General features: G+C 66.5%; 33 protein-coding genes. 21 read left to right on the top strand and 12 right to left on the bottom strand.

Annotated features, from left to right (window positions below; translation table 11 throughout):
* Positions 1-84: 84 nt before the first annotated feature.
* Positions 85-318: a DUF3072 domain-containing protein gene (locus AB1K63_RS09730; protein ID WP_366959914.1), complete on the top strand. Its 234-nt coding sequence runs from the start codon at positions 85-87 to the stop codon at positions 316-318.
* Here AB1K63_RS09730 and AB1K63_RS09725 read toward each other — a convergent pair.
* Together AB1K63_RS09725 and rpoZ are read right to left on the bottom strand one after the other, a co-directional pair.
* Positions 315-1,046 carry a ParA family protein gene (locus AB1K63_RS09725; RefSeq protein WP_366959913.1) on the bottom strand — a complete coding sequence of 244 codons (732 nt, stop codon included), beginning with the start codon at positions 1,044-1,046 and terminating at the stop codon, positions 315-317. The genes AB1K63_RS09730 and AB1K63_RS09725 overlap by 4 nt on opposite strands.
* 200 nt (positions 1,047-1,246) lie before the next feature.
* Positions 1,247-1,591, bottom strand: a complete 345-nt coding sequence (gene rpoZ / locus AB1K63_RS09720) for a DNA-directed RNA polymerase subunit omega (RefSeq protein WP_366959912.1) — start codon at positions 1,589-1,591, stop codon at positions 1,247-1,249.
* A 108-nt stretch (positions 1,592-1,699) separates the two neighbouring features.
* Here rpoZ and AB1K63_RS09715 point away from each other — a divergent pair, with 108 nt between their 5' ends.
* Positions 1,700-2,932, top strand: coding sequence for a cardiolipin synthase B (locus AB1K63_RS09715; protein ID WP_366959910.1), 1,233 nt, complete (start codon positions 1,700-1,702; stop codon positions 2,930-2,932).
* A 21-nt stretch (positions 2,933-2,953) separates the two neighbouring features.
* On the opposite strand, the gene AB1K63_RS09710 is transcribed toward AB1K63_RS09715, so the two are convergent.
* Positions 2,954-4,489 (bottom strand): replicative DNA helicase, encoded by a 1,536-nt coding sequence (locus AB1K63_RS09710; protein ID WP_366959909.1) that lies wholly within the window; start codon positions 4,487-4,489, stop codon positions 2,954-2,956.
* Positions 4,490-4,629: 140 nt separating this feature from the next.
* On the opposite strand from AB1K63_RS09710, the gene AB1K63_RS09705 reads away from it, so the two are divergent.
* Genes AB1K63_RS09705 through AB1K63_RS09695 form a run of 3 tightly spaced genes read left to right on the top strand, consistent with a single transcriptional unit; the run spans position 4,630 to position 6,262 of the window.
* Positions 4,630-5,127, top strand: coding sequence for a UPF0262 family protein (locus tag AB1K63_RS09705; protein WP_366959908.1), 498 nt, complete (start codon positions 4,630-4,632; stop codon positions 5,125-5,127).
* Positions 5,128-5,144: 17 nt separating this feature from the next.
* Positions 5,145-5,846: a glycoside hydrolase family 25 protein gene (locus AB1K63_RS09700; RefSeq protein WP_366959907.1), complete on the top strand. Its 702-nt coding sequence runs from the start codon at positions 5,145-5,147 to the stop codon at positions 5,844-5,846.
* 11 nt (positions 5,847-5,857) lie between these two features.
* Positions 5,858-6,262, top strand: coding sequence for a cytidine deaminase (locus tag AB1K63_RS09695; RefSeq protein ID WP_366960692.1), 405 nt, complete (start codon positions 5,858-5,860; stop codon positions 6,260-6,262).
* A gap of 19 nt (positions 6,263-6,281) precedes the next feature.
* Here the strand turns inward: AB1K63_RS09695 and AB1K63_RS09690 are convergent, their stop codons facing one another.
* Complete coding sequence (locus tag AB1K63_RS09690) at positions 6,282-6,488, bottom strand: helix-turn-helix transcriptional regulator (protein WP_366959906.1); 207 nt, start codon at positions 6,486-6,488, stop codon at positions 6,282-6,284.
* Positions 6,472-6,861 (bottom strand): hypothetical protein, encoded by a 390-nt coding sequence (locus tag AB1K63_RS09685; RefSeq protein WP_366959904.1) that lies wholly within the window; start codon positions 6,859-6,861, stop codon positions 6,472-6,474. Before AB1K63_RS09685 ends, AB1K63_RS09690 begins: the two co-directional genes overlap by 17 nt.
* On the opposite strand from AB1K63_RS09685, the gene AB1K63_RS09680 reads away from it, so the two are divergent.
* Complete coding sequence (locus AB1K63_RS09680; RefSeq protein ID WP_366959903.1) at positions 6,860-7,402, top strand: hypothetical protein; 543 nt, start codon at positions 6,860-6,862, stop codon at positions 7,400-7,402. The genes AB1K63_RS09685 and AB1K63_RS09680 overlap by 2 nt on opposite strands.
* Positions 7,403-7,431: 29 nt before the next feature.
* Here AB1K63_RS09680 and AB1K63_RS09675 read toward each other — a convergent pair whose 3' ends face one another.
* Positions 7,432-8,559: a M14-type cytosolic carboxypeptidase gene (locus tag AB1K63_RS09675; protein WP_366959902.1), complete on the bottom strand. Its 1,128-nt coding sequence runs from the start codon at positions 8,557-8,559 to the stop codon at positions 7,432-7,434.
* 17 nt (positions 8,560-8,576) lie between these two features.
* The gene (locus tag AB1K63_RS09670; protein WP_366959901.1) at positions 8,577-9,173 is read right to left on the bottom strand and encodes a hypothetical protein; all 597 of its coding nucleotides are present in this window, start codon (positions 9,171-9,173) and stop codon (positions 8,577-8,579) included.
* A 90-nt stretch (positions 9,174-9,263) separates the two neighbouring features.
* Here AB1K63_RS09670 and galE point away from each other — a divergent pair, with 90 nt between their 5' ends.
* From galE to AB1K63_RS09655, 3 genes are all read left to right on the top strand, one after another.
* Complete coding sequence (gene galE, locus AB1K63_RS09665; RefSeq protein ID WP_366959900.1) at positions 9,264-10,283, top strand: UDP-glucose 4-epimerase GalE; 1,020 nt, start codon at positions 9,264-9,266, stop codon at positions 10,281-10,283.
* Positions 10,284-10,370: 87 nt separating this feature from the next.
* Positions 10,371-10,496: a type B 50S ribosomal protein L36 gene (ykgO, locus tag AB1K63_RS09660; RefSeq protein WP_011415100.1), complete on the top strand. Its 126-nt coding sequence runs from the start codon at positions 10,371-10,373 to the stop codon at positions 10,494-10,496.
* Positions 10,497-10,584: 88 nt separating this feature from the next.
* Positions 10,585-11,202: an HAD-IA family hydrolase gene (locus tag AB1K63_RS09655; RefSeq protein ID WP_366959899.1), complete on the top strand. Its 618-nt coding sequence runs from the start codon at positions 10,585-10,587 to the stop codon at positions 11,200-11,202.
* Between the two features lie 69 nt (positions 11,203-11,271).
* Here the strand turns inward: AB1K63_RS09655 and AB1K63_RS09650 are convergent, their stop codons facing one another.
* On the bottom strand, positions 11,272-11,604 hold the full coding sequence (locus AB1K63_RS09650) for a hypothetical protein (protein WP_366959898.1): 333 nt from the start codon (positions 11,602-11,604) through the stop codon (positions 11,272-11,274).
* Positions 11,605-11,779: 175 nt separating this feature from the next.
* On the opposite strand from AB1K63_RS09650, the gene AB1K63_RS09645 reads away from it, so the two are divergent.
* Both AB1K63_RS09645 and AB1K63_RS09640 read left to right on the top strand, forming a co-directional pair.
* Complete coding sequence (locus AB1K63_RS09645) at positions 11,780-12,325, top strand: helix-turn-helix domain-containing protein (RefSeq protein ID WP_366959897.1); 546 nt, start codon at positions 11,780-11,782, stop codon at positions 12,323-12,325.
* Position 12,326: 1 nt separating this feature from the next.
* Entirely contained in the window at positions 12,327-12,629 is a 303-nt protein-coding gene (locus AB1K63_RS09640) for a hypothetical protein (RefSeq protein ID WP_366959896.1), read from the top strand.
* A gap of 34 nt (positions 12,630-12,663) precedes the next feature.
* Here the strand turns inward: AB1K63_RS09640 and AB1K63_RS09635 are convergent, their stop codons facing one another.
* Positions 12,664-13,626 (bottom strand): glutathione S-transferase family protein, encoded by a 963-nt coding sequence (locus AB1K63_RS09635; protein WP_366960691.1) that lies wholly within the window; start codon positions 13,624-13,626, stop codon positions 12,664-12,666.
* Positions 13,627-13,695: 69 nt separating this feature from the next.
* Positions 13,696-15,204, bottom strand: a complete 1,509-nt coding sequence (locus AB1K63_RS09630; RefSeq protein ID WP_366959895.1) for a YifB family Mg chelatase-like AAA ATPase — start codon at positions 15,202-15,204, stop codon at positions 13,696-13,698.
* Between the two features lie 152 nt (positions 15,205-15,356).
* On the opposite strand from AB1K63_RS09630, the gene AB1K63_RS09625 reads away from it, so the two are divergent.
* The 6 genes from AB1K63_RS09625 (at position 15,357) to yihA (ending at position 19,583) form a co-directional block, all read left to right on the top strand.
* Positions 15,357-16,151, top strand: a complete 795-nt coding sequence (locus AB1K63_RS09625) for an alpha/beta hydrolase (RefSeq protein WP_366959894.1) — start codon at positions 15,357-15,359, stop codon at positions 16,149-16,151.
* 66 nt (positions 16,152-16,217) lie between these two features.
* On the top strand, positions 16,218-16,352 hold the full coding sequence (rpmH, locus tag AB1K63_RS09620; protein ID WP_366959892.1) for a 50S ribosomal protein L34: 135 nt from the start codon (positions 16,218-16,220) through the stop codon (positions 16,350-16,352).
* A gap of 31 nt (positions 16,353-16,383) precedes the next feature.
* Positions 16,384-16,752, top strand: coding sequence for a ribonuclease P protein component (rnpA, locus tag AB1K63_RS09615; RefSeq protein ID WP_366960690.1), 369 nt, complete (start codon positions 16,384-16,386; stop codon positions 16,750-16,752).
* A 43-nt stretch (positions 16,753-16,795) separates the two neighbouring features.
* Positions 16,796-17,005, top strand: a complete 210-nt coding sequence (yidD, locus tag AB1K63_RS09610) for a membrane protein insertion efficiency factor YidD (protein ID WP_366959891.1) — start codon at positions 16,796-16,798, stop codon at positions 17,003-17,005.
* Positions 17,006-17,088: 83 nt separating this feature from the next.
* Complete coding sequence (yidC, locus tag AB1K63_RS09605; RefSeq protein ID WP_366959890.1) at positions 17,089-18,879, top strand: membrane protein insertase YidC; 1,791 nt, start codon at positions 17,089-17,091, stop codon at positions 18,877-18,879.
* A gap of 98 nt (positions 18,880-18,977) precedes the next feature.
* Positions 18,978-19,583: a ribosome biogenesis GTP-binding protein YihA/YsxC gene (yihA, locus tag AB1K63_RS09600; RefSeq protein WP_366960689.1), complete on the top strand. Its 606-nt coding sequence runs from the start codon at positions 18,978-18,980 to the stop codon at positions 19,581-19,583.
* Here yihA and AB1K63_RS09595 read toward each other — a convergent pair.
* Positions 19,580-20,209 (bottom strand): hypothetical protein, encoded by a 630-nt coding sequence (locus AB1K63_RS09595; protein WP_366959889.1) that lies wholly within the window; start codon positions 20,207-20,209, stop codon positions 19,580-19,582. The genes yihA and AB1K63_RS09595 overlap by 4 nt on opposite strands.
* 113 nt (positions 20,210-20,322) lie before the next feature.
* On the opposite strand from AB1K63_RS09595, the gene AB1K63_RS09590 reads away from it, so the two are divergent.
* Positions 20,323-20,991, top strand: a complete 669-nt coding sequence (locus AB1K63_RS09590; protein ID WP_366959888.1) for a glutathione S-transferase family protein — start codon at positions 20,323-20,325, stop codon at positions 20,989-20,991.
* Positions 20,952-21,854: a S1/P1 nuclease gene (locus tag AB1K63_RS09585; RefSeq protein WP_366959887.1), complete on the top strand. Its 903-nt coding sequence runs from the start codon at positions 20,952-20,954 to the stop codon at positions 21,852-21,854. Before AB1K63_RS09590 ends, AB1K63_RS09585 begins: the two co-directional genes overlap by 40 nt.
* Here AB1K63_RS09585 and AB1K63_RS09580 read toward each other — a convergent pair.
* Positions 21,851-22,318, bottom strand: a complete 468-nt coding sequence (locus AB1K63_RS09580) for a cupin domain-containing protein (protein WP_366959886.1) — start codon at positions 22,316-22,318, stop codon at positions 21,851-21,853. The genes AB1K63_RS09585 and AB1K63_RS09580 overlap by 4 nt on opposite strands.
* Before the next feature lie 29 nt (positions 22,319-22,347).
* On the opposite strand from AB1K63_RS09580, the gene dapE reads away from it, so the two are divergent.
* The gene (gene dapE, locus AB1K63_RS09575; RefSeq protein ID WP_366959885.1) at positions 22,348-23,487 is read left to right on the top strand and encodes a succinyl-diaminopimelate desuccinylase; all 1,140 of its coding nucleotides are present in this window, start codon (positions 22,348-22,350) and stop codon (positions 23,485-23,487) included.
* Positions 23,488-23,580: 93 nt separating this feature from the next.
* The gene (locus AB1K63_RS09570; RefSeq protein WP_366959884.1) at positions 23,581-24,861 is read left to right on the top strand and encodes a dicarboxylate/amino acid:cation symporter; all 1,281 of its coding nucleotides are present in this window, start codon (positions 23,581-23,583) and stop codon (positions 24,859-24,861) included.
* Positions 24,862-24,944: the final 83 nt, after the last annotated feature.

The raw sequence follows: 24,944 nt of genomic DNA, 5'->3' as shown, positions 1-24,944 counted from the left end.
CCCGGCCCTTACCAAACCGGAAGGGGTGCGGTCGAGCCGGAACAGAAATAGAACATGGACGTTCGGTGGGAAAGGAGATTACCCATGACTGCCCCCACCCCGACAGACCATCCCAAGGCCGATCCGGTATCCAACGCGCAGAAGGATCCGGACAACTGGACCACCGGCGACGAGCGCATGACCGGCGCGCAGGCGAGCTATCTCAAGACGCTGTGCGAGGAAGCCGGACGGCCGGACGATTACAAGACGGACCTCAGCAAGGCGGACGCCTCGCGCATGATCGACGAACTGCAGGCCGAAACCGGCCGCGGGCATTAAAGCTTCGCCAGCTTCCGCTCGATCGCGGTCCACAATTGCGCGAAACCGCGCGCGCCGGCGGCCCGGGGAGCGAACGCCCCAACCGGCTCCCGGCGCACCGCGCATTGCTCGATCGCGCTCGCCTGCGGGATGGCGGGCCATTTCGGATTCTGCTCGCGTGCCTCGCGGTGGAGATTGCGGCGCAGGTCTAGCATGGACAGCACAGGCAGGATCGGCGGGTGCTTCTTGGTCTGCTCCTTCACCTCGTCCACCACGATATCGAACGCGCGCGACGACAGCGGTGAGGGCGGCAGGGGCACGATGATGAGATCGGCGGCGCGGACCACCTGCGCGCTCGTCTCGTTCAGCACCGGCGGGCAATCGAAGATGATCCGTTCGTAGGTCCGGCCCAGCGTTCCGGTGATCTTGGCAAGCTGCTTCTTCTTGCCCAGCCGGTCGAACTGGCGGTCGAGCGCGCGTAGCGTATCGTCCGCCGGCAGCAGGTCCAGGTCCTTGTACCCGGTGGACTTGATGAGCTTCGCCGGATCGCTTTCGCGCGCGATGACTTCGTCCGCGCTGCGCTTCTTTTTCGGGTCGATCCCCAGCATGAAGCCGGCCCCGCCCGCGGCATCGAGATCCCAGAGCAGGGTCGTGCGGCGGGAAATCGCGGCGGAGCACCAGGCAAGGTTGACCGCGAAGGTCGTCTTTCCGACCCCGCCCTTGACGCTGTAGATCGCGATGACCGCCATGATGGTGTTCGAAAGCCTCTCTCGTGCCGCGCGCGCCTTCGCTGGATGTGCGCGATGCACGACAAAAGACAAGCGCGGATCGACGCAGGCTGAACGCTGCCCCGATGTCGGACAGAAATCGGCTCGAAGAGAATGGACCCGAAACGAAAAAGGCCGCCCGGATGGGCGGCCTTCGTGATTCGCTTCGGGGTCGGGCCCGATCAGCCGTCGTAATCGGATCCGACGGAAGTGGAGCGGGTCGGGGCCGACGCGGTGATTCGCAGGGCTTCGGCCGACTGGCTCAGCGATGCCACTTCATCCGCATCGTCCTCGTCGTCCGGCAGGATCTTCTGCAGGTTGGTGACGACCGCTTCGTGCAGTTCCTTGGGCTTCACCGTCTGTTCGGCGATTTCGCGCAGGGCGACGACGGGGTTCTTGTCCCGGTCGCGATCGACGGTCATTTCCGCACCGCCCGAAATCTCCCGCGCGCGCTGGGCGGCCAGCAGGACGAGATCGAAACGGTTGGGAATCTTGTCGACGCAATCTTCGACGGTAACGCGCGCCATAGGGGCACTCCAAAAAAGTAGGTTTTCAGGATTGACGCGCAACTAGCTTGCGGACCGCCGAAAGTCAAGGATTTGCCCGCTCCGCGAGAGGGTCCTATGCGGGTACGGATGAATTCGAGGGGGCCAGTCGAAGCGTCCGATACGGACGTGCGGATGCACGCGGACGCCGGTTCGGCCGTGCCGGGGGGCGAAGGCTATGCCGATCCCGCGCCCTTCGCGCTCGAGGCCGCGGGCCAGTCCTTGCGAATCCTTCCCGGCGGAGCGGACCGGCGCGAGGCGCTGCTGGACCTTGTCGCGTCGGCAAGGAACACGCTCGACCTCTGTTTCTACATCTTTGCCGAGGACGCGATCGGCACGGCGCTGCGCGATGCGCTGGCCGAGGCGGCGGGGCGCGGCGTCGCGGTCTGCCTGATCCTGGACGGGTTCGGCGCGGAAGCGAGCGACGAATTCCTTGCCCCGCTGCGCGCGGGCGGCGCCGCGGTCTACCGGTTCAGCGACCGGGTCAGCCAGCGATACCTCATCCGCAACCACCAGAAGATGGTGATCTCGGACGGGCAACGCGCCATGTTCGGCGGCTTCAACATCTCGGACGACTATTTCGCGCCGCCCGCCGCCAATGGCTGGAACGACATCGCGGTCGCTATCGAAGGGTCGGCGGTGGACGGTCTGTCCCGCTGGTTCGAACGGTTGCGCGAATGGACCGACGACGATGGCGCGCATTTTCGCGCGATCCGCGACACGGTCAGCGACTGGGAGTGGTCCGACGGGGACGCGCAGTGGCTGGTCGGCGGGCCTACCGGCGGGCTCAGCACATGGGCGCGCTGCGTGCGGGAGGACCTGGAAAAGGCGAGCCGGCTGGATATGGTCATGGCCTATTTCTCGCCGCGAAAGTCCTCGCTCAAACGGATCGGCCGGATCGCGCAGCGTGGCCAAGCGCGGCTGGTGATGGCGGGCAAGAGCGACAACAACGCCACCATCGGGGCGAGCCGGTCGCTCTACGCCAAGCTGCTGAAGCGCGACGTGGAAATATGGGAATTCACGCCGTGCAAGCTGCACACCAAGCTGATCGTGATGGACGACGTGGTGTATGTGGGCAGCGCGAATTTCGACATGCGCAGCCTCTACCTGAACCTGGAAATCATGCTGCGCATCCGCGATGCGGCGCTGGCGGACCGGATGCGCGAATTCGTCGACCACCAGATCGAGGCCTCGCGCGCGATCACGCCGGAGCTGCACGCCAGGCGCGCGACCCTGTGGAACCGGATACGCTGGCGGGCGAGCTGGCTGCTGGTGTCCGTGCTCGATTACACGGTGTCGCGGCGGCTGAACCTCGGGCTCTGAGGCCCGGACCTCCGGCAGACCTCAGTCGTATCCGCCGTCCATCTCGCCTTCGGCGAGGTCGCTGAAGCGGGTGATGCGCGGTTCGAAGCGCAGGCGCACCTTGCCGGTTGCGCCGTGGCGCTGCTTGGCGACGATCAGTTCGGCAAGGCCGAAGACCCGTTCCATTTCCGCCATCCAGGCCGCGTGTGCCTCGTGCGTCTTGGCGTCGTCCGTTTCCACCGGGCGCTTGGGCTCGCGCGCGGCGACATAATAGTCCTCGCGATAGATGAACCAGACCATGTCGGCGTCCTGCTCGATCGATCCCGATTCGCGCAGGTCCGACAGCATCGGGCGCTTGTCTTCGCGCTGTTCCACCGCGCGGCTGAGCTGGGACAGGGCGATCACCGGGACCTGCAGTTCCTTGGCCAGCGTCTTCAGGCCGCGGCTGATCTCGGAAATCTCGTTCACCCGGTTGTCGGTCGCCCGGCCCGAACCCTGCAACAGCTGCAGGTAGTCGATCACGATGAGGCCGATGTCGTGCTTGCGCTTCAGCCGCCGGGCGCGGGTGCGCAGCGCGGCGATGGTGAGCGCGGGCGTATCGTCGATGAACAGCGGCAGTTCGGCCAGCCGCTGGCTGGCGAAACTGAGCTTCTGGAAATCGTCGCGGCTGATCTTGCCCATGCGCAGCGCTTCGGAACTGATTTCCGCCTGTTCGGCCAGGATACGCGTGGCGAGCTGGTCGCTCGACATTTCCAGGCTGAACAGGGCGACGCCGGCACCGGCGGATTTCTCCTCCTCGATCCCGTCGCGGCGGTCGCGCAGCAGCCGATCCGCGCAGTTGAACGCGATGTTGGTCGCAAGCGAGGACTTGCCCATGCCCGGGCGCCCGGCGACGATGATGAGGTCCGAATTGTGCAGGCCGCCGCACTTGTCGTTGATCGAATTGAAGCCGGTCGTCTTGCCCGAAATGTGTCCGCCGGAATTGATCGCCAGCTCGATCAGGCCGAGCGCCTTGTGCGTGGCAGAGGCGAAGCTCGCCGTGTCGTCGCCGCCGGTCGCCCCTTCGGCCACCCGGAACAGGTCCGCCTCGGCCTGCGCCACCCGGTCGAGCGGCGCGACGTCCTCGCTCGTGTCGAGCGCGCCTTCCACCAGCGTACGGCCGACGCTCACCAGCTCGCGCAGCAGCGCCAGGTCGTAGATCTGCTGCGCCAGTTCGCGCGACGCGAGCAGGCCCTGCCCGTCGGCGGTCAGCTGGGCGAGATAGGTGATCCCGCCCACGTCCTTGAGCGCCTCGTCCGCCTCGAAATACGGCTTGAGCGTCACCGGCGTGACCACCGCGCCGCGTTCCAGCAGGGTCTGGATCCGCTCGTAGATTCGCTGGTGCAGCGGATCGAAGAAATGCGCCGGGCGCAGTTCCACCGGCAGTTCCTCGGTCACCCGGTTGTCGATCAGCACCGCGCCCAGGAACGCCGCTTCCGCGTCGATATTCGCAGGCAGCGCGCGCGGTTGCACGCCGCCATTCTCGGTCGTGGCGAGCGCGTTTCCGACAGGTCGGGTGAGGAGGTCTTGTTCGGCCATCGGGGCGTATTGGTCGCTCCCGCCCGGCAATGGCAAGGGGTCACGAGCGATACCGCGTTGTGGATAGCGGGGATCGTTCGAAGGTGTGGCGCGATGGCACTTGTCGGCACCCGCTTCGATCTGCGAAAGCGAATCGGGCAATGTCCGCGCAGCCCGCTCCCGATTGGCGCATCGCCAAGGTCGAACTCGACGAAGCGACCATCCTGTGGCGCAACGCCGACATCGAGCAGGAACGGCGCGTGGCGATCTTCGACCTGATCGAGGAAAACAGTTTCAAGCCGCTGAAGGCTGCCGGCAATGGGCACAACGGACCCTACCACCTCGAACTCTCAGTCCAGGAAGGGCGGCTGGTGCTGGCCATTGCCGACACCGCGGGCATCCCGCTCGATACGCTGGTGCTGGGCCTCGCCCGTTTCCGCCGCCCGATCCGCGAATATTTCGCGATCTGCGATTCCTATTACCAGGCGATCCGCAAGGCGACGCCGGCGGAGATCGAGACGATCGATATGGCACGGCGCGGCATCCACAACCGGGCGGCGGAATTGCTGCTTGAAAAGCTGGAGGGAAAGATCGAAACCGATTTCGCCACCGCGCGCCGCCTGTTCACGCTGATCTGCGTCCTCCACATCAAGGGCTGAGCGGGGGCTTACGGGGCATGGGACGCAAGGCACGACCGCGCAAATGGCTGTGGCGCTCGCTCGCCGCGCTGGTGCTGGCCTGCGCCATCGGGGCAGGCTGGCTGTGGTGGAGCGTCCAGCATTGGACGCCGGACGAGGGCACTTACCCCGAGCAGGGTATCCACGCGCGCGGATCGGACGGCGCGATCGATTTCGTCGCCGCGCATGCGCTGGGGGCGGACTTCGCCTATATCGACGCCAGCGATGGCGGGGACGGGCGCGTGCCGCGCTTCGGTGCACGGCTGGAAGCGGCGCGCGAGGCAGGCATCCCGGCGGGCGCGGTCCACCTGTTCGACCCGTGCCTGCGTGCCGATCCGCAATCGGCCAATTTCGTGACCGTGGTGCCGCGCGCGGGCGACATGCTGCCCCCGGTCATCGCGCTCGACGTGCCGGAAAACGCATGTGCCGACCGGGTGTCCGACGCGGCGGTGGAAAGCGAACTGCTGACGCTGGTCAACCAGGTGGAAGCGCATACCGGGATGCACGCGATCCTGAAGCTGTCGCCCGCTTTCGAGGAGCGGTTCGGCATCGCGGGCAAGATGGACCGCAACCTCTGGCTGACGCGCACGCGGTTCGAACCCGACTACGTGACGCGCCCCTGGGTGCTGTGGACCGCGAACGAGGACCTGATGAGCGAGGCGAGCGAGGAACCGGTGGAATGGATGGTGGCGAGGCCATGAGCGAGGACGTGATGGACGATACCGCCCTTATCGCCGCCGCGCGCGAGGCGGCGCGTAATTCCTGGTCTCCCTATTCAAGCTTTCCCGTGGGCGCGGCGCTGCTGTTCGCGGACGGACGGGTGGTGACCGGCACCAATATAGAGAATGCGAGCTACGGCCTCGCGCTGTGCGCGGAAACCGTCGCAGTCGCCAAGGCGATGGGCGAGGGGCGTCGCGGGGGCCTCGTCGCGGTCGCGGTGACCGGCCCCGGAGAGGACCCGATCACGCCCTGCGGTCGCTGTCGGCAGGTGCTGCACGAACTTGCCGCCCTCGGCGGTACCGACCCGCGCGTGCTGTGCGTGGGCCCGGACATCGTGCGCGAAACGACTTTGTCCGCACTGCTGCCGCGCGCCTTCGGACCGGAGAGCCTTGGCTGATCGACTCCGCGCGGCAATCCTACCGGACCAGTTGAAACAGGCGTTCGACCGGCTGGTCCAGAGCTTCCGCGAACTTCAGGGCCACGATCACCGAAGGCGAGAACACGCCGTTTTCGACCGTGTTCACGGTCTTCCGGCTGACACCCATCGCCTCGGCGAGCTGCGCCTGTGTCCAGCCACGGTCCTCGCGGAACAGGCGGACACGGTTCTCAAGCTCCGCCGGCATTGGTGCGCAACTCCGCCATTCCGAATGCGACGAAGGTGCAGCCCAGTGTCATGCTGGCGATGAGATTGGCGGCGCGTTGCGCATGCAGCGGTTCGAAGGGCGAGATCGCCCAGACCAGAAAGCACATGACCATCGCGACGACGAACCCGATCTGGATGGCCGCCTGACGGTTCGCCCTGGTCACCTCGTCATTCGCCAGTTCGCGCGCGCGTTTCGAGAGGAACCAGCCGCCGCCCGTCAGCAGCAGTGCCAGCATGACAACGGCGAAGCCGAGCCAGACGGCGATCTGCAGCAGCGAGTCGTCGCCCCAGTCCCAGGCGAACAGCGTTCCCTGCTGCACGACCAGGACCAGCAGGCCCATAAACGGAGCCATGACCGCCCGTGAATTGCTGAAGGTATCGGCTGCTTCGAAATCGTCGGCCATCGGACCACCCTTTGTAACTCATGGGTTACATGTAACCTTTGGGTTACTTGAGGTCAAGATCACGATCCCGTTGCGGCCGGCGAAAGCAATGCCATACCGCGGTTTATGGAAACGATCGGTCTTCGGCAGTGTGGCCTTGGGCTTGTGGCTGGTCGTCACAGGAGGCTTCATGGCGGGCTGCCCGCACGCCGCGCTGCGAACCCTCAGACAAACGGCCGCGACGCGTAGGATCAACAATGTCGAACAAGGGCTGCGACTTCTCGCGGGTGTGGCGCTCGTCCTGCGTGCTACGGCGTCGAAAATGCCGGCAATCTTCGAGATTGCCGGATGGTTTATCGTGCTTTCCTCGATCGTATTGCTGGTCATCCCGCTTCGATGGCATTCCGCCTATGCCATCTGGTGGGCTGACCGCCTTCCGATTGTTGCCGTACGCGCGATTTCACCGCTCTCAGTGATGGCGGGGATCGGTGTTATCTACGCGGCGATCTGATACTTCGAGACCGTCCGCCCTGTGAATGCTCAGTCCTCGTCCAGCCATTCCAGCAGCGCGGCGAGGCAGTCGCGGCCGAGCAGCTTGCACCGTTCGGGGGACCAGTTCTGCTCCGGGTCGGGCCGGTCGTCATTGTCCTTGTACGGCATTTCCAGCGTCATGGCCGGGCAGCCGTAGCGGTCGGCCACCTGGTTGGTGGAAATCGCCAGGTTGGCTTCGCCCGGGCGCGACTTGGGATAGCCCTTTTCCATCTGGAAGTCGGGCGTGCGCCGCGCGAGGATCCGCTGATAGCGGTAGAAATGCTCGCCCTGCTCGTCCGACCAGTTGGGAATGCCTTCGAACCCGGCGAGGAAGATGGCGGGGATCGCTTCGTCCCCGTGGACGTCCATCGCGAAGTCGGGCTTGTCCGCATCCATCGCGTCGCGGATCGCCAGCACTTCAGGACTCTTTTCCGCGCTCGGCTCGTGCCATTCGCGGTTGAGATTGGTGCCGATGGCGTTGGTGCGCAGGTGGCCGCGCCGCGATCCGTCCGGATTGCAATTGGGCACGATGTGGAAGGTGCATTTCTCCCGCAGACTCATGGCGACGGGGTCGGACGGATCGGTCAGGCATTCCAGCGCGCCCTCCATCCACCATTCGGCCTGCGTTTCGCCCGGATGCTGGCGCGCATAGAGCCAGACGATCTTGTCCCCTTCGCCCAGCGTCAGGCAGTCGATCGGCTGACCGTCGATCGAGGTGCCCAGCCGCCGGTAGGTCACGCCTTCACTGGCCGCGGCTTCTGCCACGAGGTCGTGGTGTCGTTCCATCGAATAGGGCGCGAAATAGGCGAACCAGGCGATATCGCTGGCCGGGGTGTAACGGATGGTGAGAGCGCCCTTGCCCTTGTCGTAGCTGGATGGGGCAGCAGCCCAGTATTCGCGGTCCTCGCTGACGCGGGCGTTGTAGTTGGGCCAGCCCAGCGGATAGGCACTGTCTTCCATCTGCTCGATGGTCAGTTCCAGCTCGCGGCCCGCCGCGCCCGAGACGCGGAAGTGGAACCACTGCTTGAATTCGGACTGGTTGTCCTTTCGCACCGCGAGCCGCGCCTTTGCGCCGTCGACCCCCAGAACCTCGATATTGCCACTGTCGAATGCGCAATCGATCGCGATATCGGTCATTATGCGGGTCGCCCCCCTTATTTCACGTCTACGGTAATGGTTTCGCCGTTTTTGCCGGGAAAGCCGCGGAACAGCGCTTCGGCCAGCGCCTGCGCATTGGCGCGCGGTTCGGCAAGGTCGGCATTGTCGCTTGTCACCAGCTCGGCACGGCCTTCCCACAAAGTCTCGTTGCCCACCCCGCGGATGCGGACCGAAAGCTCGGTCACTTCGCGCGGGCGTTCCCCGCCGCCCAGGTTGAACCCGATGCCGAGGCCGAGCCCGCTGCCATAGCTGCCCGTCGATCCGCCGACGCCGACATTGACCGGGGACCGGCGCCCCGCGCTGTCGATGCCGAAGCGCTGCACGCGGATTTCGGCGGTCTGGCCGGACCGGTCGGCCGGATTGACGGCATAGCCGAGCTGGCTGAGTTCCGCCTCGACCGCGTCTTCGTAAGCCGATGCGAAGAAGGATGCGTCGCCGCCATCGCGATCGACCACCGTGGCGATGGTGCGATTGCCGGCATTGACGGGATTCTGCGCGACGAAGCGGGTCACTTCGGCGGGGCCGGTATAGGACCCGGCACAGGCGGAAAGCGCGAGTGCCGCGACGAGCGAGGCGATGGCTGGTTTTCTCATGGACGCTCAACGCGCGAGAACGGCACTGGTTGCATGGGGCAGCGATGATGGTTGACCGTCCGGTAATCCGGTGCTGCTAGCGCGGCGGTCATGACCCAACGCACACCTGTCCTCGTCACCGGCGGCGCCGGCTATATCGGCAGCCACGCCGTGCTTGCCCTGAAGGATGCGGGCTGGCCCGTCGCGGTGATCGACAACCTCGTGACCGGCTTCCGCTTCGCCGTGCCGGACGGCGTCCCGTTCTACCAAGGCGACATTGCGGATGACGCGCTGCTGCAACGCATCTTCGCGGAGCAAGGCATGGGTGGCGGGACGGGCGCGATCATGCACTTCGCCGGATCGGTGGTGGTGCCCGAATCGGTCGAGAAGCCGCTCGACTACTACGCCAACAACACGGTGAAGAGCCGCGCGCTGCTGGCATCGGCAGTCGCGGCGGGCGTGCCCCATTTCATCTTCAGTTCCACGGCTGCGACCTATGGAGTGCCCGATGTCGCGCGCGTAACGGAGGACACGCCGCAACGCCCGATCAATCCCTATGGCTGGTCGAAGCTGATGACCGAGCAGATGCTGGCGGATACCGCCGCCGCGCATGCGCTGAACTATTGCGCGCTGCGCTACTTCAACGTCGCGGGTGCCGATCCGGAAGGGCGGACTGGCCAGTCCACCGCCGGCGCGACGCACCTGATCAAGGTCGCTGTGGAAGCGGCGCTCGGCAAGCGGGACCATGTCGCGGTGTACGGGACGGATTTCGATACGCGGGACGGGACAGGCGTGCGCGATTACATCCATGTGAGCGACCTGGCCGCAGCGCACGTCCTCGCGCTGGAGACGCTGATGGCGGAGCCGGGCCGGTCGCTGACCATGAATTGCGGTTACGGCCGGGGCTTTTCGGTGATGGAAGTACTCGACGCGGTCGACCGGGTGACGAACCGCCGGATCGAGCGGCGGCTGCAAGGCCGGCGCGCGGGCGATCCGGGCGAGCTGATTTCCGATCCCTCGCGCCTCAGGGCCACGCTTCCCTGGCAGCCGCGCCATGCCGATCTGGATGCCATCATCGGGCACGCGTTGCAGTGGGAACGCACGCTGTCCGGCATCCGCGGAGAATCTTGACTTCGCCCGATTCGCCCACTACGTGCCAGTTCGATTTTCCGGCATCGGAGACTGTCTCCGGTGCCTGTTTTTATTCGGGATAGAGCCATGAAAGTCCGCAACAGCCTCAAGTCGCTGAAGAACCGCCATCGCGACTGCCGCGTGATTCGCCGTCGCGGCCGCACCTACGTCATCAACAAGACCAATCGCCGCTTCAAGGCCCGCCAGGGCTGAACGCGCGATGCCGCGAGCTGCTCGCGGCATGGATGCTGACGGAAGCCTCCGCGAAAGCGGGGGCTTTTGCATGTCTGAGGCCCGGTAAATGACCAACAGGCCCGAAGCCGTGGTGTTCGATGTCGGCCGCGTGATCGTGCGCTGGGAGCCGGTCGATTTCCTGCGCACGCTGTTCGACGATCCGGACGAGGCGCAGTGGTTCGTCGACCACGTCGTCACGATCGACTGGCACGGCCAGCACGATGCGGGCCGCGCAATCGCCGAGATGGTGGCCGAACGACAGGCGATCTTCCCCGAATATGCCAAGCAGATCGCGGCCTACGATACCCGCTGGCTGGAAACGATACCCGGGCCGGTGCCAGGGACGATCGAGCTGATCGAGCGGCTCAATGCGTTAGGCGTGCCGCTCTACGCCATCACCAATTTCGGCGCGGATTTCTGGGCTCGCTTCCGCCCGACGCAGCCCGTTTTCGGCCGTTTCCGCGACATCGTGGTCTCGGGCGAGGAGAAGTTGCTCAAACCCGGCTCGGCCATATTCGACTTGGCGGAAAAGCGCTTCGGCCATCGCCGCGAAAGCATGCTCTTTATCGACGACAACGAGCACAACATCGCCGCCGCTCGCAGGCTCGGCTGGCAGGTGCATCATTTCACCGATGCGGCCTCGCTCGAGTCCGCGCTCGTTGAGGCGGGTTTGCTGCCGGAATGAAAAAGCCCCCGGCATCGCTGCCGGGGGCCTGGACGCGGGGCGTGAGAGGGTGCGCCCCGCGATCGCCGATCAGTCCGCGTTGCAGGCGGCGATCTGTTCGGCAGTGAAGGCCGTGCCGTCCGCGCTGAAGCTGACGATGGGACCCACTTCCTTGCGCAGGCGGCCACACATCACCTCGGCGCGCGAGCGGCCCTTGGCGGCGATGCACTTGTCGTCCCGGCAGACGAAGGCGGTACCACGCACGATCACCTTTTCCTGCGCGGTCGGCTCGGCGAGCTGGACCTTGTAATAGGCGGCGTCGCGCGCTTCGACCGGCGCGGTCAGCGCGCCGAAGGTGAAGGCGGTGTAGCCCAGCGCGGCGGCGACGGTGAGCAGGCGGGTCCGGGGGAGGGAGAGGGTCATCGGTTTGTCCTTCGATCTGGTTTGGTTCGCTGACATCCGGCGCACCGGCGGGGTGCCGAAGTTCCGGTTGCGAATCGCTACCTATCTGCCTAGGTTGTAAGTTGCAACTTAAAACTTTGTTTCGGTTTTGTGACGCTACGGAACTGCGCTACACACCGGGCACGGAGACGAGGATATGGGTACCGAACTGCGCGAACCGCTGCGCGAACTGACCGCTTGCGGCCTTCCCGAGGCGCTGGAGGTCATGGGCGAGCGATGGGCCTTCATGATCCTCCGGGCCAGCTTCAACGGGCTGCACCACTTTGAGGAATTCCTCAGTGAACTGGGCATCGCCCGCAACATCCTGTCCAACCGCCTCGTCAAGCTGGTCGAGCACGGCATCCTGACGCGCGAACCGTGCGCGGACGATCGGCGCCGGATCGAATACCGGCTGACCGAAAAGGGCTACGACCTGCTGCCCGCGATGGTCGCGCTGCGCCAGTGGGGCCAGAAATACGGCGGCGATTTCGTGTCGGAAAACCCGGTGCTGGTCGACGAGCGCGATCGCCTGCCGATCGGGCCCGTGTCGATCCTGGCGCATGACGGGCGGATCCTGGGCCCGGCGGACCTCAACTTGGTGGACCGCAAGGCCGTAGGGCAGCGGGCCGATGGTACCCGCGCCAGCCGGAGCGAAAGCCTGGCCTTCGGCGACTTCGCCGTCGAGGCGCAGGCGGCCGAATAGCTTGGCCGGACCCGAGCACACGCCGGACGGGCGCTACCTGATCGTCGACGGCGTCCTGTGGCGCGCTACCGATCCCTCCATTCCGGAAGACAGACGCCAGGCACTGGTGAATACCCTGATGGATGCACGCCGCGCCGTTGGCGCGGCGAAACGCGCGGATGATGCGGACGCGGAAAAGGAAGCCCGCCGGCGCGTCCACCAGGCCAAGGTCGCGCTGGGCGAACGCGGCCCCGTCTGGTGGGACGACGGCGCGCCGGACCTGACCCGCAGGAAAATCGAGAATACGCCCTACGCACGCGATTAGCGTCGATTGTGGCGTCCCGTCAGTTTGGATGCCTTTAGGTCCGGATCGGGAGCAGCGGATCGGGACCGGCCGGGACGATGCCGTGCGGATTGATGCGTTCGTGGCTCTCGTAATAGTGATGGCGGATGTGGTGGAAGTTCACCGTCTCCGCCACGTCCTCCAGTTCGTACAGGCGCAGCGTCAGGGCCGCCAGATTGGGGTAGTCCCTGATACGCCGGACATTGCACTTGAAATGCGTGTGATAGACCGGGTCGAACCGGACGAGCGTGGTCCAGAGGCGGACGTCGGCCTCGGTCAGTTGCCCGCCGACCAGCCAGTCTTTTCCGTCCAGCCGGCTTTCCAGCTCGTCCAGCATGGCGAACAGCGGCCCAACCGCCTTTTCGTAAGCGTCCTGGCTGCTCGCGAAGCCGGCCTTGTAGACGCCGTTGTTGACCGCGTCGTAAACCCGGTCGTTCAGCTCGTCGATCTCCTCCCGGCTCGCTTCGGGATAGAGATCGCGATCGTTCGCGCCGACGCGATCGAAGGCGGAACCGAGCATGCGCAGGATGTCGGCGCTCTCGTTGTTGACGATGGTTCCGGTCTTCGTGTCCCACAGCAAAGGCACGGTGACATGCCCTGAATAGTCGGACTTCGCGTGGGTGTAGAGCTCGTGAAGATTCTGCGCGCCGATCGCCGGATCGGGCGTCACGCATTCGCCTTCGCGAAATGACCAGCCGCCTTCCTTCATCAGCCAGTGGACGCTGACGAGCTCGATCTGGTTGGTCAGGCCCTTGAGATTGCGCGCCACATTGGCCCGGTGAGCCCAGGGACAGGCTAGGCTGATGTAGAGCCTGTAGCGTCCCGGTTCGGCTTCGAAGCCGCCCTCTCCCGTAGGGCCGGCGGATCCGTCCGGCGTGATCCAGTTGCGAAACGCGCTCTCGTCGCGCTCGAACTCGCCCGAATCCTCGTCGTTATGCGCCCACTCGTCGTGCCAGGTGCCGTTCTTCAGGTAACCCATTGCCATCCTTTCCTGTTCGATGGGAAAGCGGCAGGCGCGTCGATGCGTTCCGGAAAGCCGCCCGGAGAATCAGGCGCGAATGCCCTGCCTGCGGTAGCTTAGCGCTTCGGCCACGTGGATCCGGCCGACCTGGTCCGATCCGGCAAGGTCCGCGATGGTGCGCGCGACGCGGAGCATCCGGGTGTAGCCGCGGGCGGACAGGCGCATCGCCTCGGCCGCCTGCATCAGCAGGGTGCGGCCCGGTTCGTCCGGCGTCGCCCAGCGGTCCAGCGCATCGCCCTGCAGTTCGGCATTGGTTCGCGCACCGCTCTCCTTCGCGCGCGCGGTCTGCCGCTCGCGCGCGGCGCTCACCCGTGCGGCAACTTCGGCGCTGCCTTCCGCGGCCGGCGGCAGGGCGAGGTCCGCGGCGCTGACAGGGTCCACCTCGACGTGCAGGTCGATCCGGTCGAGCATCGGGCCACTGACCTTGCTCTGGTAATCGGCGGCGCAGCGCGGCGCGCGGCTGCAGGCGAGCGCGGGATCGCCCAGATGCCCGCACCGGCACGGGTTCATCGCCGCGACGAGCTGGACCCGGGCAGGGAACGTGACATGCGCATTGGCGCGGGCGACATCGACCTTGCCCGTTTCCAGGGGCTGGCGCAGCGAATCGAGGACCGTTCGCTGGAATTCCGGCAACTCGTCAAGAAACAGGACGCCCAGATGCGCCAGGCTGACCTCGCCCGGTTTTACTTTCAGCCCTCCGCCCGTCAGCGCCGCCATGCTGGCCGAATGATGCGGCGCGCGGAACGGGCGGGCGCGGCTGATGCGGCCGTCTTCCAGCGTGCCGGCGACGGACTGGACCATGCTGACTTCCAGCGCCTCCGCCGGGGAAAGCTCGGGCAGGATGCCCGGCAGGCAGGAGGCGAGCAGACTCTTGCCCGCACCCGGGGGCCCGACCATCAGGAGGTTGTGACCGCCCGCCGCCGCGATTTCCAGCGCGCGCTTGGCGGTTTCCTGCCCCTTGACCTGCTTCAGGTCGGGGCCGGGCGCGGCCGTCTCTACCTCGCCCGGTTGGGGCGTGGGCAATTGCTGCGTGCCTTTCAAATGGTTGAGCAGGCCGACGAGGTCCGGCGCGGCGATGACCGGGACGCCGCTGGCCCAGCGCGCTTCGGCGCCCTGCGCCGCGGGGCAGATCAGGCCCGCTTCCTCTTCGTTCGCGTGGATCGCGGCGAGCAGCACGCCCGGGCTCGGGGCGATCCGTCCGTCGAGCGAGAGTTCGCCGACGGCGATCCAGTCGTTCAGCTGTTCACCGTCGGTCACGCCCATCGCGGCCAGCAGGGCCAGCGCGATCGGCAGGTCGTAGTGGCTGCCTTCCTTGGGCAGATCGGCGGGCGAGAGGTTGATCGTGATCCGCTTGGGCGGGAGGCTCAGCCCCATGGCGGACAGCGCGGCCTGCACCCGGTCGCGGCTTTCGCCGACCGCCTTGTCCGGCAGGCCGACCACGCCGAAACGCGGCAGGCCGGGCGCCAGCTGGCACTGCACCTCCACCGCGCGTGCTTCCAGCCCGAGATAGGCGACCGTTCTGACGAGTGCGACCAAAAGTGAAGATTCCCCCTGCTCGCACAAGGGATTGCCGCAAGCCTGCCGCCAAGTCGAGCGCAACCTATGATTAACGCGGCCTCATCGTAAACCCGTTGGCAACCCTGATCGGAAGCGCGTGCGTAACGGGCGGGGGTGCATCCGGGCAATCGATGGTCACCTTCGCCCGCCTTCTTGCCGTTCTCGCCTCCGCGCTCGTCATCGCGTTCGCCCCCGTGCAGGCGCGGGCGCAGGTCCTCTACGTCGAGACCTATGTTGAGGAATGGAACCCGCAGACGGGCCAGTGGGTGCGGGTGGACGAGACAGCGGAAGCGGGCGCGGAACGTTTCCTCGCCGCGCCGCGCCAGCCGGCGGCGCCCGCGCTCGCGCAGTTCGGTGCCTTCCGGGTGCTGGACGCGCAGACTGCCGAGATGAACGGGGTCAGCAACGAGGCCAGCCTGCGCGAATTCGATGCCATGATGCGCGCCTTCCCGCAGATCGCGACGCTGCGCCTCGTCGATTGCCCGGGCACGGAAAACGACATTGCGAACCTCGCGCTGGGCCGGCGGATCAGGGCCGCGGGCCTTGCCACGCACGTGCCCGCCGGCGGATCGGTCCGCTCGGGCGCGGTCGAACTGTTCCTCGCCGGGGAAAGCCGCCGTATCGACGAGGGCGCGCGATTCGCGGTGCACAGCTGGATGGACACGCGCGGGCGCGAAGCGAGCGATTTCGCCGCCGACCACCCGACCCACCTTCTCTACATCGACTATTACCGCGAGATGGGGCTGGACGAGCAATCCGCGCGCGGCTTCTACGCCATGACCAACTCCGTCCCCCATGCAGCGGCCCGCTGGCTCGACGCGGGCGAGATGCGCGAATGGGTCGGGGAAGAGGACGCGCAGGTCATCGCCCCGAAGATCGCCTATGCCGGCGCCACAATTCTTGACTCGCTGCCGCTTCTTCCATAAGGGCGCTGGCTTGTAAGGCGGCTGCCGGCAACGGCGGCCCTTTTTGTTTCGTATCTCGAGGATATCATGAAGCGGACTTTCCAGCCCAGCAATCTCGTGCGCAAGCGTCGCCACGGCTTCTTCGCCCGCAAGGCCACCGTTGGCGGCCGCAATGTGCTGCGCGCGCGTCGTCGTCGTGGACGCAAGAAGCTCACCGCCTGAACCGCAGGCGGGCGATCGAGAGATCGCCGTAATCCGGAAACGCGCGGACTTCCTGTCCGCGAACAGCGGGCTGCGCGTTGCGCGGCCCGGTTTCGTTCTGCTGGCGAGACCCAATGGCGGGCGCGGCAAGCGCTACGGCATCACCGTCACCAAGAAAATCGGCAATGCAGTCGTGCGCAATCGCATGAAGCGGCGGTTTCGCGAATTGCTGCGCCAGGCGCTGCCCGGGCAGGGCCTGCCGGACCACGACCACGTGCTGATCGGCAGGGACGGCGGCATCGAACGCGACTTCGCACAACTGCAGGAAGAACTGTCCGCCGCGCTGGTGCGCGCTGCCGAGGGCAAGGGCGATCCGCGCCGCTCGCGAAACCGGCGCGGGCCGAGGCGGCGGTCCTCCTGATGGCTACTCGACTTCACCCGGCATGCGCGCATAGGCTGGCGCCGTGAAACGGATCCTCATCCTGATCGCGCGCGGCTGGCAGCTCGGCCCGTCGCGCATCCTGCCGCCCACTTGCCGCTTCGCGCCATCGTGCAGCGAGTACGCGATCCAGGCGCTGGGCAAGCACGGCGTCATCAAGGGTGGATGGCTGGCGATTAAGCGTATAGGGCGCTGCCACCCATGGGGCGGCCACGGTTACGACCCGGTGCCCTGACACGCGAAAGCGATACGCAAGCAAGACAACCGTGAAAACTTGCCTATATCGGGCCTTGATCGGACGAACGGGACAGACGAATCTTGGATAATCAGCGCAATTTGTTGCTCGCCGTGGTGCTGTGCGGTCTCATCCTGATCGGGTGGGACACGGCAACCCGCTTCCTCTATCCCGATGTTACCGGAACGACCCAGGCCGACCGGGTGGACGATCCCGCGCAGCGCGCGCAGGTCCGCCAGGCGGACGGCACCGCGCCCGCCGGGACTGCTGCCGTCCCAGCCGGCGATATCGAAGGCACCACCACGGTGGTGCCGGTCACGCTGGACGGCGCGCTGGGCGCGGCTGGCCGGGTCCCGATCGATGCGCCGGAAGTGTCCGGATCGCTCAATTCGGTCGGTGCGCGGATCGACGACATCACGCTCAAGACCCACCGGCAGGAGGTGGAAAAGGACAGCGGCCCGATCCGGCTGTTCGCGCCGCAGGGCACCGATGTGCAGCAGTTCGCCAAGTTCGGCTTCCTGGTCGACGGGCAGCGGATTGCCGACGACACGCAATGGCAGGTCGACGGCGACCGGCTGACGCAGGAAACGCCGGTCACGCTGCGCTATCGCAGCGATGGCGGGCAGAGCTTCGCGATCCGGTTCGAGATCGACGAACACTACATGATCACCGCCACCCAGACCGCGGCCAATACCGGCCAGGGTGCGATGGTGGTGCAGCCCTTCGCCTATGTCGCGCGCACCAGCACGACGGCGAGCGCGGACCAGTGGCTGGTCCATTCGGGCCCGATCGGCGCCTTCGGCGGCTCGGTCGATTTCAGCAACGATTACGACGACGTGCAGGAGGCAGGGCAGGTTACGCCGGAAGGCAACGTCGACTGGCTCGGCTTCACCGACATCTACTGGCTGTCCACCCTCATCCCGCAGGACGGCGCGGCGGTCGACGGCGAATTCACCTCGCTCGGCAACGATCTCTACCGCGCGGACCTGGTGTACGAGCCGGTGACGGTGGCCGCGGGCCAGCAGGTCACGCGCACCACCCGGCTGTTCGCGGGCGCCAAGGAAAGCGCCATCCTGTCGCAATACGAAGCGGCGGGCGTCACCAAGTTCGACAATTCGATCGACTGGGGCTGGTTCTCGGTCCTCGCCAAGCCGATCTGGTGGCTGCTCACGCACCTGTTCGACCTGGTCAAGAATTTCGGCGTGGCGATCATCCTGATGACGCTGCTGATCCGCCTGGTCCTGTTCCCGATCGCGCAGAAGCAGTTCTCGTCCATGGCGGCGATGCGCGCGATCCAGCCGAAGATGAAAGCCGTCCAGGAGAAGTACAAGGACGACAAGCAGAAGCAGCAGCAGGAGATCATGGCGCTGTACAAGAAGGAGAAGGTCAATCCGCTGGCCGGCTGCCTTCCGCTGCTGATCCAGATCCCGATCTTCTTCGCGCTGTACAAGGTGCTCTACCTGGCGATCGAGATGCGCCACCAGCCCTTCGCGCTGTGGATCAGGGACCTCTCCGCGCCGGACCCGGCGCATATCCTGAACCTGTTCGGCCTGCTGCCGTTCGAAGTGCCCGGCCTCCTCGCGATCGGTCCTCTGGCGGTCCTGCTCGGCATTTCGATGTGGCTGACCTTCCGCCTCAACCCGACCAGCATGGACCCGATGCAGCAGCAGATCTTCGCGATCATGCCGTGGATCCTGATGTTCGTCATGGCGCCGTTCGCGGCCGGCCTGCTGATCTACTGGATCACCAACAACGTGCTGACGCTGACGCAGCAGAGCTACCTCTATTCGCGTCACCCGCAGTTGAAGGCGCAGGCGGCGAAGAACAAGGAAGACCGCGAGCGGGCGAAGGAACGCGAGGCGAAGGGCGCGTGACCGGGTTCGATCCGGCGGCGCAGGGCGGCCCGGCGGCGGATGCGGCCGATCCAGCCGAGGAGGCGGCGCGAGCAGCCCGCGCACGGCAGGCCTCGAAGCTGTTTTCGGGGCGGGTGGACTTCCTCCTGTCCGCGCCGCAGCTCAAGTTCCTGCCCGAACCGACCTGCCCGGAAATCGCGTTCTGCGGACGGTCGAACGTGGGCAAGAGCACGTTGCTGAACGCGCTGACCGGTCGCCGCAGCATCGCGCGCGCGTCCGTCACGCCGGGCCGGACGCAGGAACTGAACTTCTTCGAGGTCGGCGAGCCGACGCAGTTCCGGCTGGTCGACATGCCGGGATACGGCTTCGCCAAGGCGCCGGTGAAAGTGGTCGAACGCTGGAAGCAGCTGGTGCGCACCTATCTGCGCGGCCGCCAGGTCCTCGCCCGCACGCTGGTGCTGGTCGACAGCCGCCACGGCCTGAAGGACGTGGATCGCGAGATGATGAAAATGCTGGACGAAACGGCCGTCAGCTATCGCATCGTCCTGACTAAGGCGGACAAGATCAAGGCAAGCGAGCTGGATGCGGTCGCCGCCCGCACCGCGGAAGAAGCGCGCAAGCATGTCGCCGCCTTTCCCGAACTGCATGTGACCAGCGCGGAAAAAGGCCTCGGCATCCCGGAACTGCGTGCCGCGGTGCTGGCCGATACGCTGGGTGCCGCCTAACCCGCCACGCGTTTTAGGTCGGCGGATCGGAAAAGCCAGCGAAGCTGTTCCTCGCTCGCGCCCGGCACGTCGTTCACCCGCCGCAGGATAACCTCCCCTTCGAAACGGACCGGATTTCCGTTCGCGTCGGTCGCGGTCACGGTCGTCGGCACGGTGTAGTAGCTGGTGCCCGCCGCGCCCTCCATCCTGCCACCCGGGACCGCGATGCGCACATCGTCGAACGCGCTCCAGTAACGGGTGAATTCGGCGCGGGTCATTCCGCTGGCCGCGCCGCTATCGGCGAACTGGCACCACGCAGTGTCGTACCGTCCGTATTCGAGACCTGCACTCCAGTCGATAAGCGCCGAACGCGCACCGGTTTCGCTGCGCATGGCCTCGGGCGTCAGGTCCTGGCGCAGGGGTGCGCAGTCGAATGCGGTCTGGCCGGGATCGGCGGCGACTGTCGACGTGGCGGGCGTCGTGGCCGGACCCGATGGCGAGGGCGCGGGCGTGCTTGCGGCCGGGGCGGGCGTGGTCTCGCGACCGACGGCCGCGTCCTCGCCGGTCGTGGCCGGCTGGCAGGCGGCGGCCAGCCCCGCAAGGGCGAGTGCGGCTGCGGACGAAGGGGTGGCGCGCAGAAGGGTCATGGGATGACAACGCATTGCATGGCCGGGGTTCCGGGATATTCATTCTCGACAGCGTCACGCTGAATGCCTACCCCGCGACCAGACTTGCGAAGCTGGTGGGAAACAGGCGCGGCATGAAACTGATCATCGGCAACAAGAACTATTCCAGCTGGAGCCTCCGGGGCTGGCTGGCCGCCAAGCAGTCGGGCCTGTCGTTCGAGGAAATCATCGTCCCCATGTTCGGCGAGGAATGGGACGCGGTGAAGGACCAGGACGGCGGGCTGGCCCCGTCCCACGGCAAGGTCCCGATCCTGTGGGACGGCGATTCGGTCGTGTGGGACAGTCTCGCGATCCTCGAATATCTGGGCGACAAGGTCGGGCGCGACCGGTTCTGGCCGAAGGACGATACCGCGCGCGGCATGGCCCGCTCGATGGTCGCCGAAATGCACAGCGGATATGCCGCGCTCCGGCGCGAATGCCCCATGAACGTGCGCAAGCGCTTCGACGACGCGACGATCACCGAAGAGGCGAAGCGCGACGTAGTGCGCATCCTCCAGCTATGGGCCGAAGCGCGCGCCCGGTTCGGGCAGGGCGGGCCGTTCCTGTTCGGCACGTTCGGCGCGGCGGACGTCTATTACGCGCCGGTGGTCAGCCGGTTCATCACCTATCGCTTCCAGATGCCGGGCTTCGCCGAAAGCTACATGCAGGCGGTCTGGGAACACCAGTGGCTGCAGCAGTGGATTGCGGGCGCAGAGGACGAAGAATGGGTCATCGAACAATACGAAACCGTGCAGCGGGGCTGATCGCCTTCGCCGCGTCGCTGTGCGCCCTGCTGCTGCCGGTCGAAGCGGCCGCCTGGGGCGCATACGGGCATCGCACCACAGCCGACGTCGCGCTGGAGAACGTCTCGCCCCGCACACGCGACGGGATCGCGCGCCTGCTGCGCTACGAGGACCGGCTCGGCACGCCGGAATGCGAGGTGAAGACGCTGGAGGATGCCGCCGTGTGGCCGGACTGCATCCGCCGGACGGGCTGGCGCTGGGGCTATACCGGCGCCTGGCACTACCGCACCGCGCCGATCTGCAAGGCCTACGACGCGGGCGAGAATTGCTCGGGCGGCAATTGCGTGACCGCGCAGGTCGATCGGAACCTGCGCCTCTTGGCGGACGAGAGCCTGCCGGCCAATGTCCGGCTGGAAGCGATGGCGTTCCTCGTCCATTTCGTGGGCGACGTGCACATGCCGCTCCATTCGGGCGACAAGGACGACCGGGGCGGCAACGACCGCAAGGCCGCCTACGACATCGTGCCGGGGCTGAACCTGCATTCCATCTGGGACGGGCCGCTGGCCGAACGTGCGATCACCCAGACGCGCGATCCGGTGGTGCGCCGCTATTCGGCCGCCGAACGGGCCGAGCTTGCCGGTGGCGACGCGGCCGAATGGGGCCGGGAAAGCTGGCAGATCAGCCGCGAAATCGTCTACCCGCTCGCCTTCGACGAGGACGCCTGCGAGGGCGATTTGCCCTTCGAAACCCGCCTGACGCAGGAGGACATCGTGGCCGCCCTGCCGGTCGTGGAACGGCGCATCCGCCAGGCGGGCCTGCGCATGGCGCGCCTGCTGGACGAGGCATTCGCGCCCGGCGCTCTGCCCGAACCCGAGCGTCGCTAGGCCGGCCGTTCCGCGTCGTAGCGGGTGCCGTCCTTGCGGGCGTATCCTTGCGCGTCGAACACCATGTCGATGTCGGGATATTCGCCCGAATCCCTTTCCCGCGCGCCGCCGCTGACCGCTACGAACACGCAGGCGCCGTCGGACCGGTTGTGCAGCCGGTGGCCGTTCTCTTCCCCGGCCGGGAAGGCGAGCACGTCGCCCGGTCGGACCGGCGTCTCGCCCGCATCGTCGATCAGCACCGCTTCGCCCGCCAGCATCACGACGAGCTCGTCCTGCCCGCGATGCCAGTGGCGCTGCGAGGAATAGGCGCCCGGCTCCAGCGTGACATGGCTGGCACCCAGCTTCGTCAGCCCCGCCACCGGTGCCAGCCGGCGATACCAGCGGCCCACCACGTCCGCATCGTAGGGCGGCGGGTATCCGGTGGCGTTGGTCTTCGCGATGGCGTCGAGATCGAGCTTGGGCATGGGCGAACACTCCTGCTAGCGAGGCGCTTATGTCCCAAGCCCTTGCCCACGCCAAGCGACTGATCGAAGCGCCCAGCATCACGCCTGCGACAGGCGCCGTGTTCGACGTGATGCAGGCGCTGCTCGACCCCCACGGCTTTACCGTCACACGCTTCGTGCGGGGCGATGGCCCTGAAGGTTCGGACGAGGCGCCGGTCGAGAACCTGTTCGCCATCCGCCGTGGGCCCCCTGGATCGCGCCATCTCGCCTTTGCCGGCCATCTCGACGTGGTGCCGCCCGGCACCGGCTGGGTCAGCGACCCGTTCCACGCGGAAGAGCGCGGCGAGCTGCTCTACGGGCGCGGTGCGGTCGACATGAAGGGCGCGATCGCCTGCATGGTGGCGGCGATGGACGACGTGCCGCAGGATGCGGGCACGATCAGCTTCATCATCACCGGGGACGAGGAAGGCCCGGCGCTGCACGGTACCAAGGCTCTGATCGATTTCATGCGCGAACACGGCCACGCGCCGGACCTGTGCCTGGTGGGGGAGCCGACCAGCGTGAACCGGCTGGGCGACATGATGAAGATCGGCCGCCGCGGATCGGTCAACATCTGGCTTGAGGTCGAGGGGACGCAGGGCCACGTCGCCTATCCGCACCTGGCCGACAATCCGATCCCCCGGCTGGTCGCGATGCTGGCGGACCTCAACGCGCTGGCGCTGGACGAGGGGACCGACTGGTTCCAGCCGAGCAATCTGGAGATCACCGATATCGAAGTCGACAATCCGGCGCATAACGTCATTCCTGCAACTGCCCGCGCGCGCATTTCCATTCGGTTCAACGACACCCATTCGGGCGCCTCGCTGGCGGAAACGGTCACGACCATAGCCGAACGGCATGGCGGCACGGCGCGGCCGGTCATTTCCGGCGAGCCGTTCCTGACCCCGCCGGGCGAATTCTCGCAGATGATCGCGGATGCTGTGGAAGCGGAAACGGGCGTGGTGCCGGAAGCCTCGACCAGTGGCGGGACCTCCGATGCCCGTTTCCTGCGCGCGGTTTGCCCGGTGATCGAGTTCGGCCTCGTCAACGCGACCATGCACAAGCGCGACGAGGCGGTCGCCATGGCGGACCTCGACACACTCGCGCGCATCTACGCCCGCATTGCGAAGGCGGCGCTGGCGGGGGCGTAACGCCGGGTCCGGTGGACGCCTGCCAACGCCCGCTTCCACTCCCCTTGCCGCTCCGCTAGGCAAGTGCCTGAGGATTTGGGGAGAAAGCCTGACATGAAAGCCTGGTTCGCCATTCCGCTGTGGCAGCGGGTCATCGCGGCGCTGATACTGGGGGGCATCACCGGCTATCTCTGGGGGCCGGGCGCGGAATCGATCAAGATCGTCGGCGACGTCTTCATCGATTTCATCAAGATGCTGATCGTCCCGCTGATCTTCTTCAGCGTGGTCGCGGGCGTCGCCTCGATCGGCAATCTCGGCCGGCTGGGCAGTGTCGGCTGGCGCGCCATCGTGCTGTTCCTCGTGACCGGGCAGATCGCAGTCATCCTCGGCCTGACGCTGGGCACGCTGATCCAGCCGGGCATCGGGGTCGATACCTCGATCCTGCAGATGGGCGAGACGCCCGAACCCTCCGCCTTCGACTGGCGCGAAATGGTCCGGTCGATGATCCCGGTCAGCCCGGTGGGCGTGATGGCGAACGTGCAGGTCCTGCCGCTGATCGTGTTCAGCCTGCTGGTCGGCGTGGGCATCCTGCTCGCGCGCGGCGACGTGGAGGACGACGACGAGGCGGAAACCGACAGCGGCACGCGCGGCGCGGCGATGATCGCCAGGGCGTTCGACGGTGGCGCGCTGATCTTCCAGAAGATCACCATCCTGATCATGGAACTGACCCCCTTCGGCGTCTTCGCGCTGATGGCCTGGGTGGTCGGCACGCTCGGCATCCCGGCGGTCATCGCGCTGGGCAAGCTGGTGGCGCTCAATTACGCTGGCTGCTTCCTGATCATCGGCGTCATGTATGCCGCCATGATCGCCTTCATGGCGCGGGTGTCCATCCTCGGCTTCTTCCGTGGGATGATCGACGCGATCGCGGTCGCCTACTCCACCGCCAGTTCCTCGGCGACGCTGCCGGTCACCCTGCGCTGCACGCAGCGAAATCTTGGTGTCAGCAAGCCGACCTCCAGCTTCATCGTCTCGCTCGGTTCGACCATCAACATGGACGGCACCGCGATGTATCTGGGCCTCGTCACCCTGTTCGGGGCGCAGCTGTTCGGGGTGGACCTGACCTGGGCGGATTATTTCACCATCGCCTTGCTCGCGACCATCGGGTCGATCGGCGCGGCAGGGATTCCGGGCGGCGGGCTGGTGATGATGGGCGCAGTGTTCAGCGCGGTCGGCGTGCCGTTGGAAACCATCGCCTTCGTGGCCGGGGTGGACCGGATCATGGACATGATGCGCACCGCCACCAACGTCACCGGCGACGCGACTGTGACTGTGGTTACCGCCAGCATGCTGGGCGAGGTGGACGAACGGGAACTGGCCAGCGCCGACGATGTCTGATTAACGCCCTTTCCCCTCAGGAAGGATCGTTTCAGGAATTACCGGGGGCAATTCCGACCTCGATCCGGTTGGGAGAGGGGAAT

It is taken from the genome of Qipengyuania sp. JC766, assembly GCF_040717445.1.
In the GTDB taxonomy this organism is placed as follows: domain Bacteria; phylum Pseudomonadota; class Alphaproteobacteria; order Sphingomonadales; family Sphingomonadaceae; genus JC766.
This window is presented reverse-complemented; position numbering and strand designations above follow the sequence as displayed.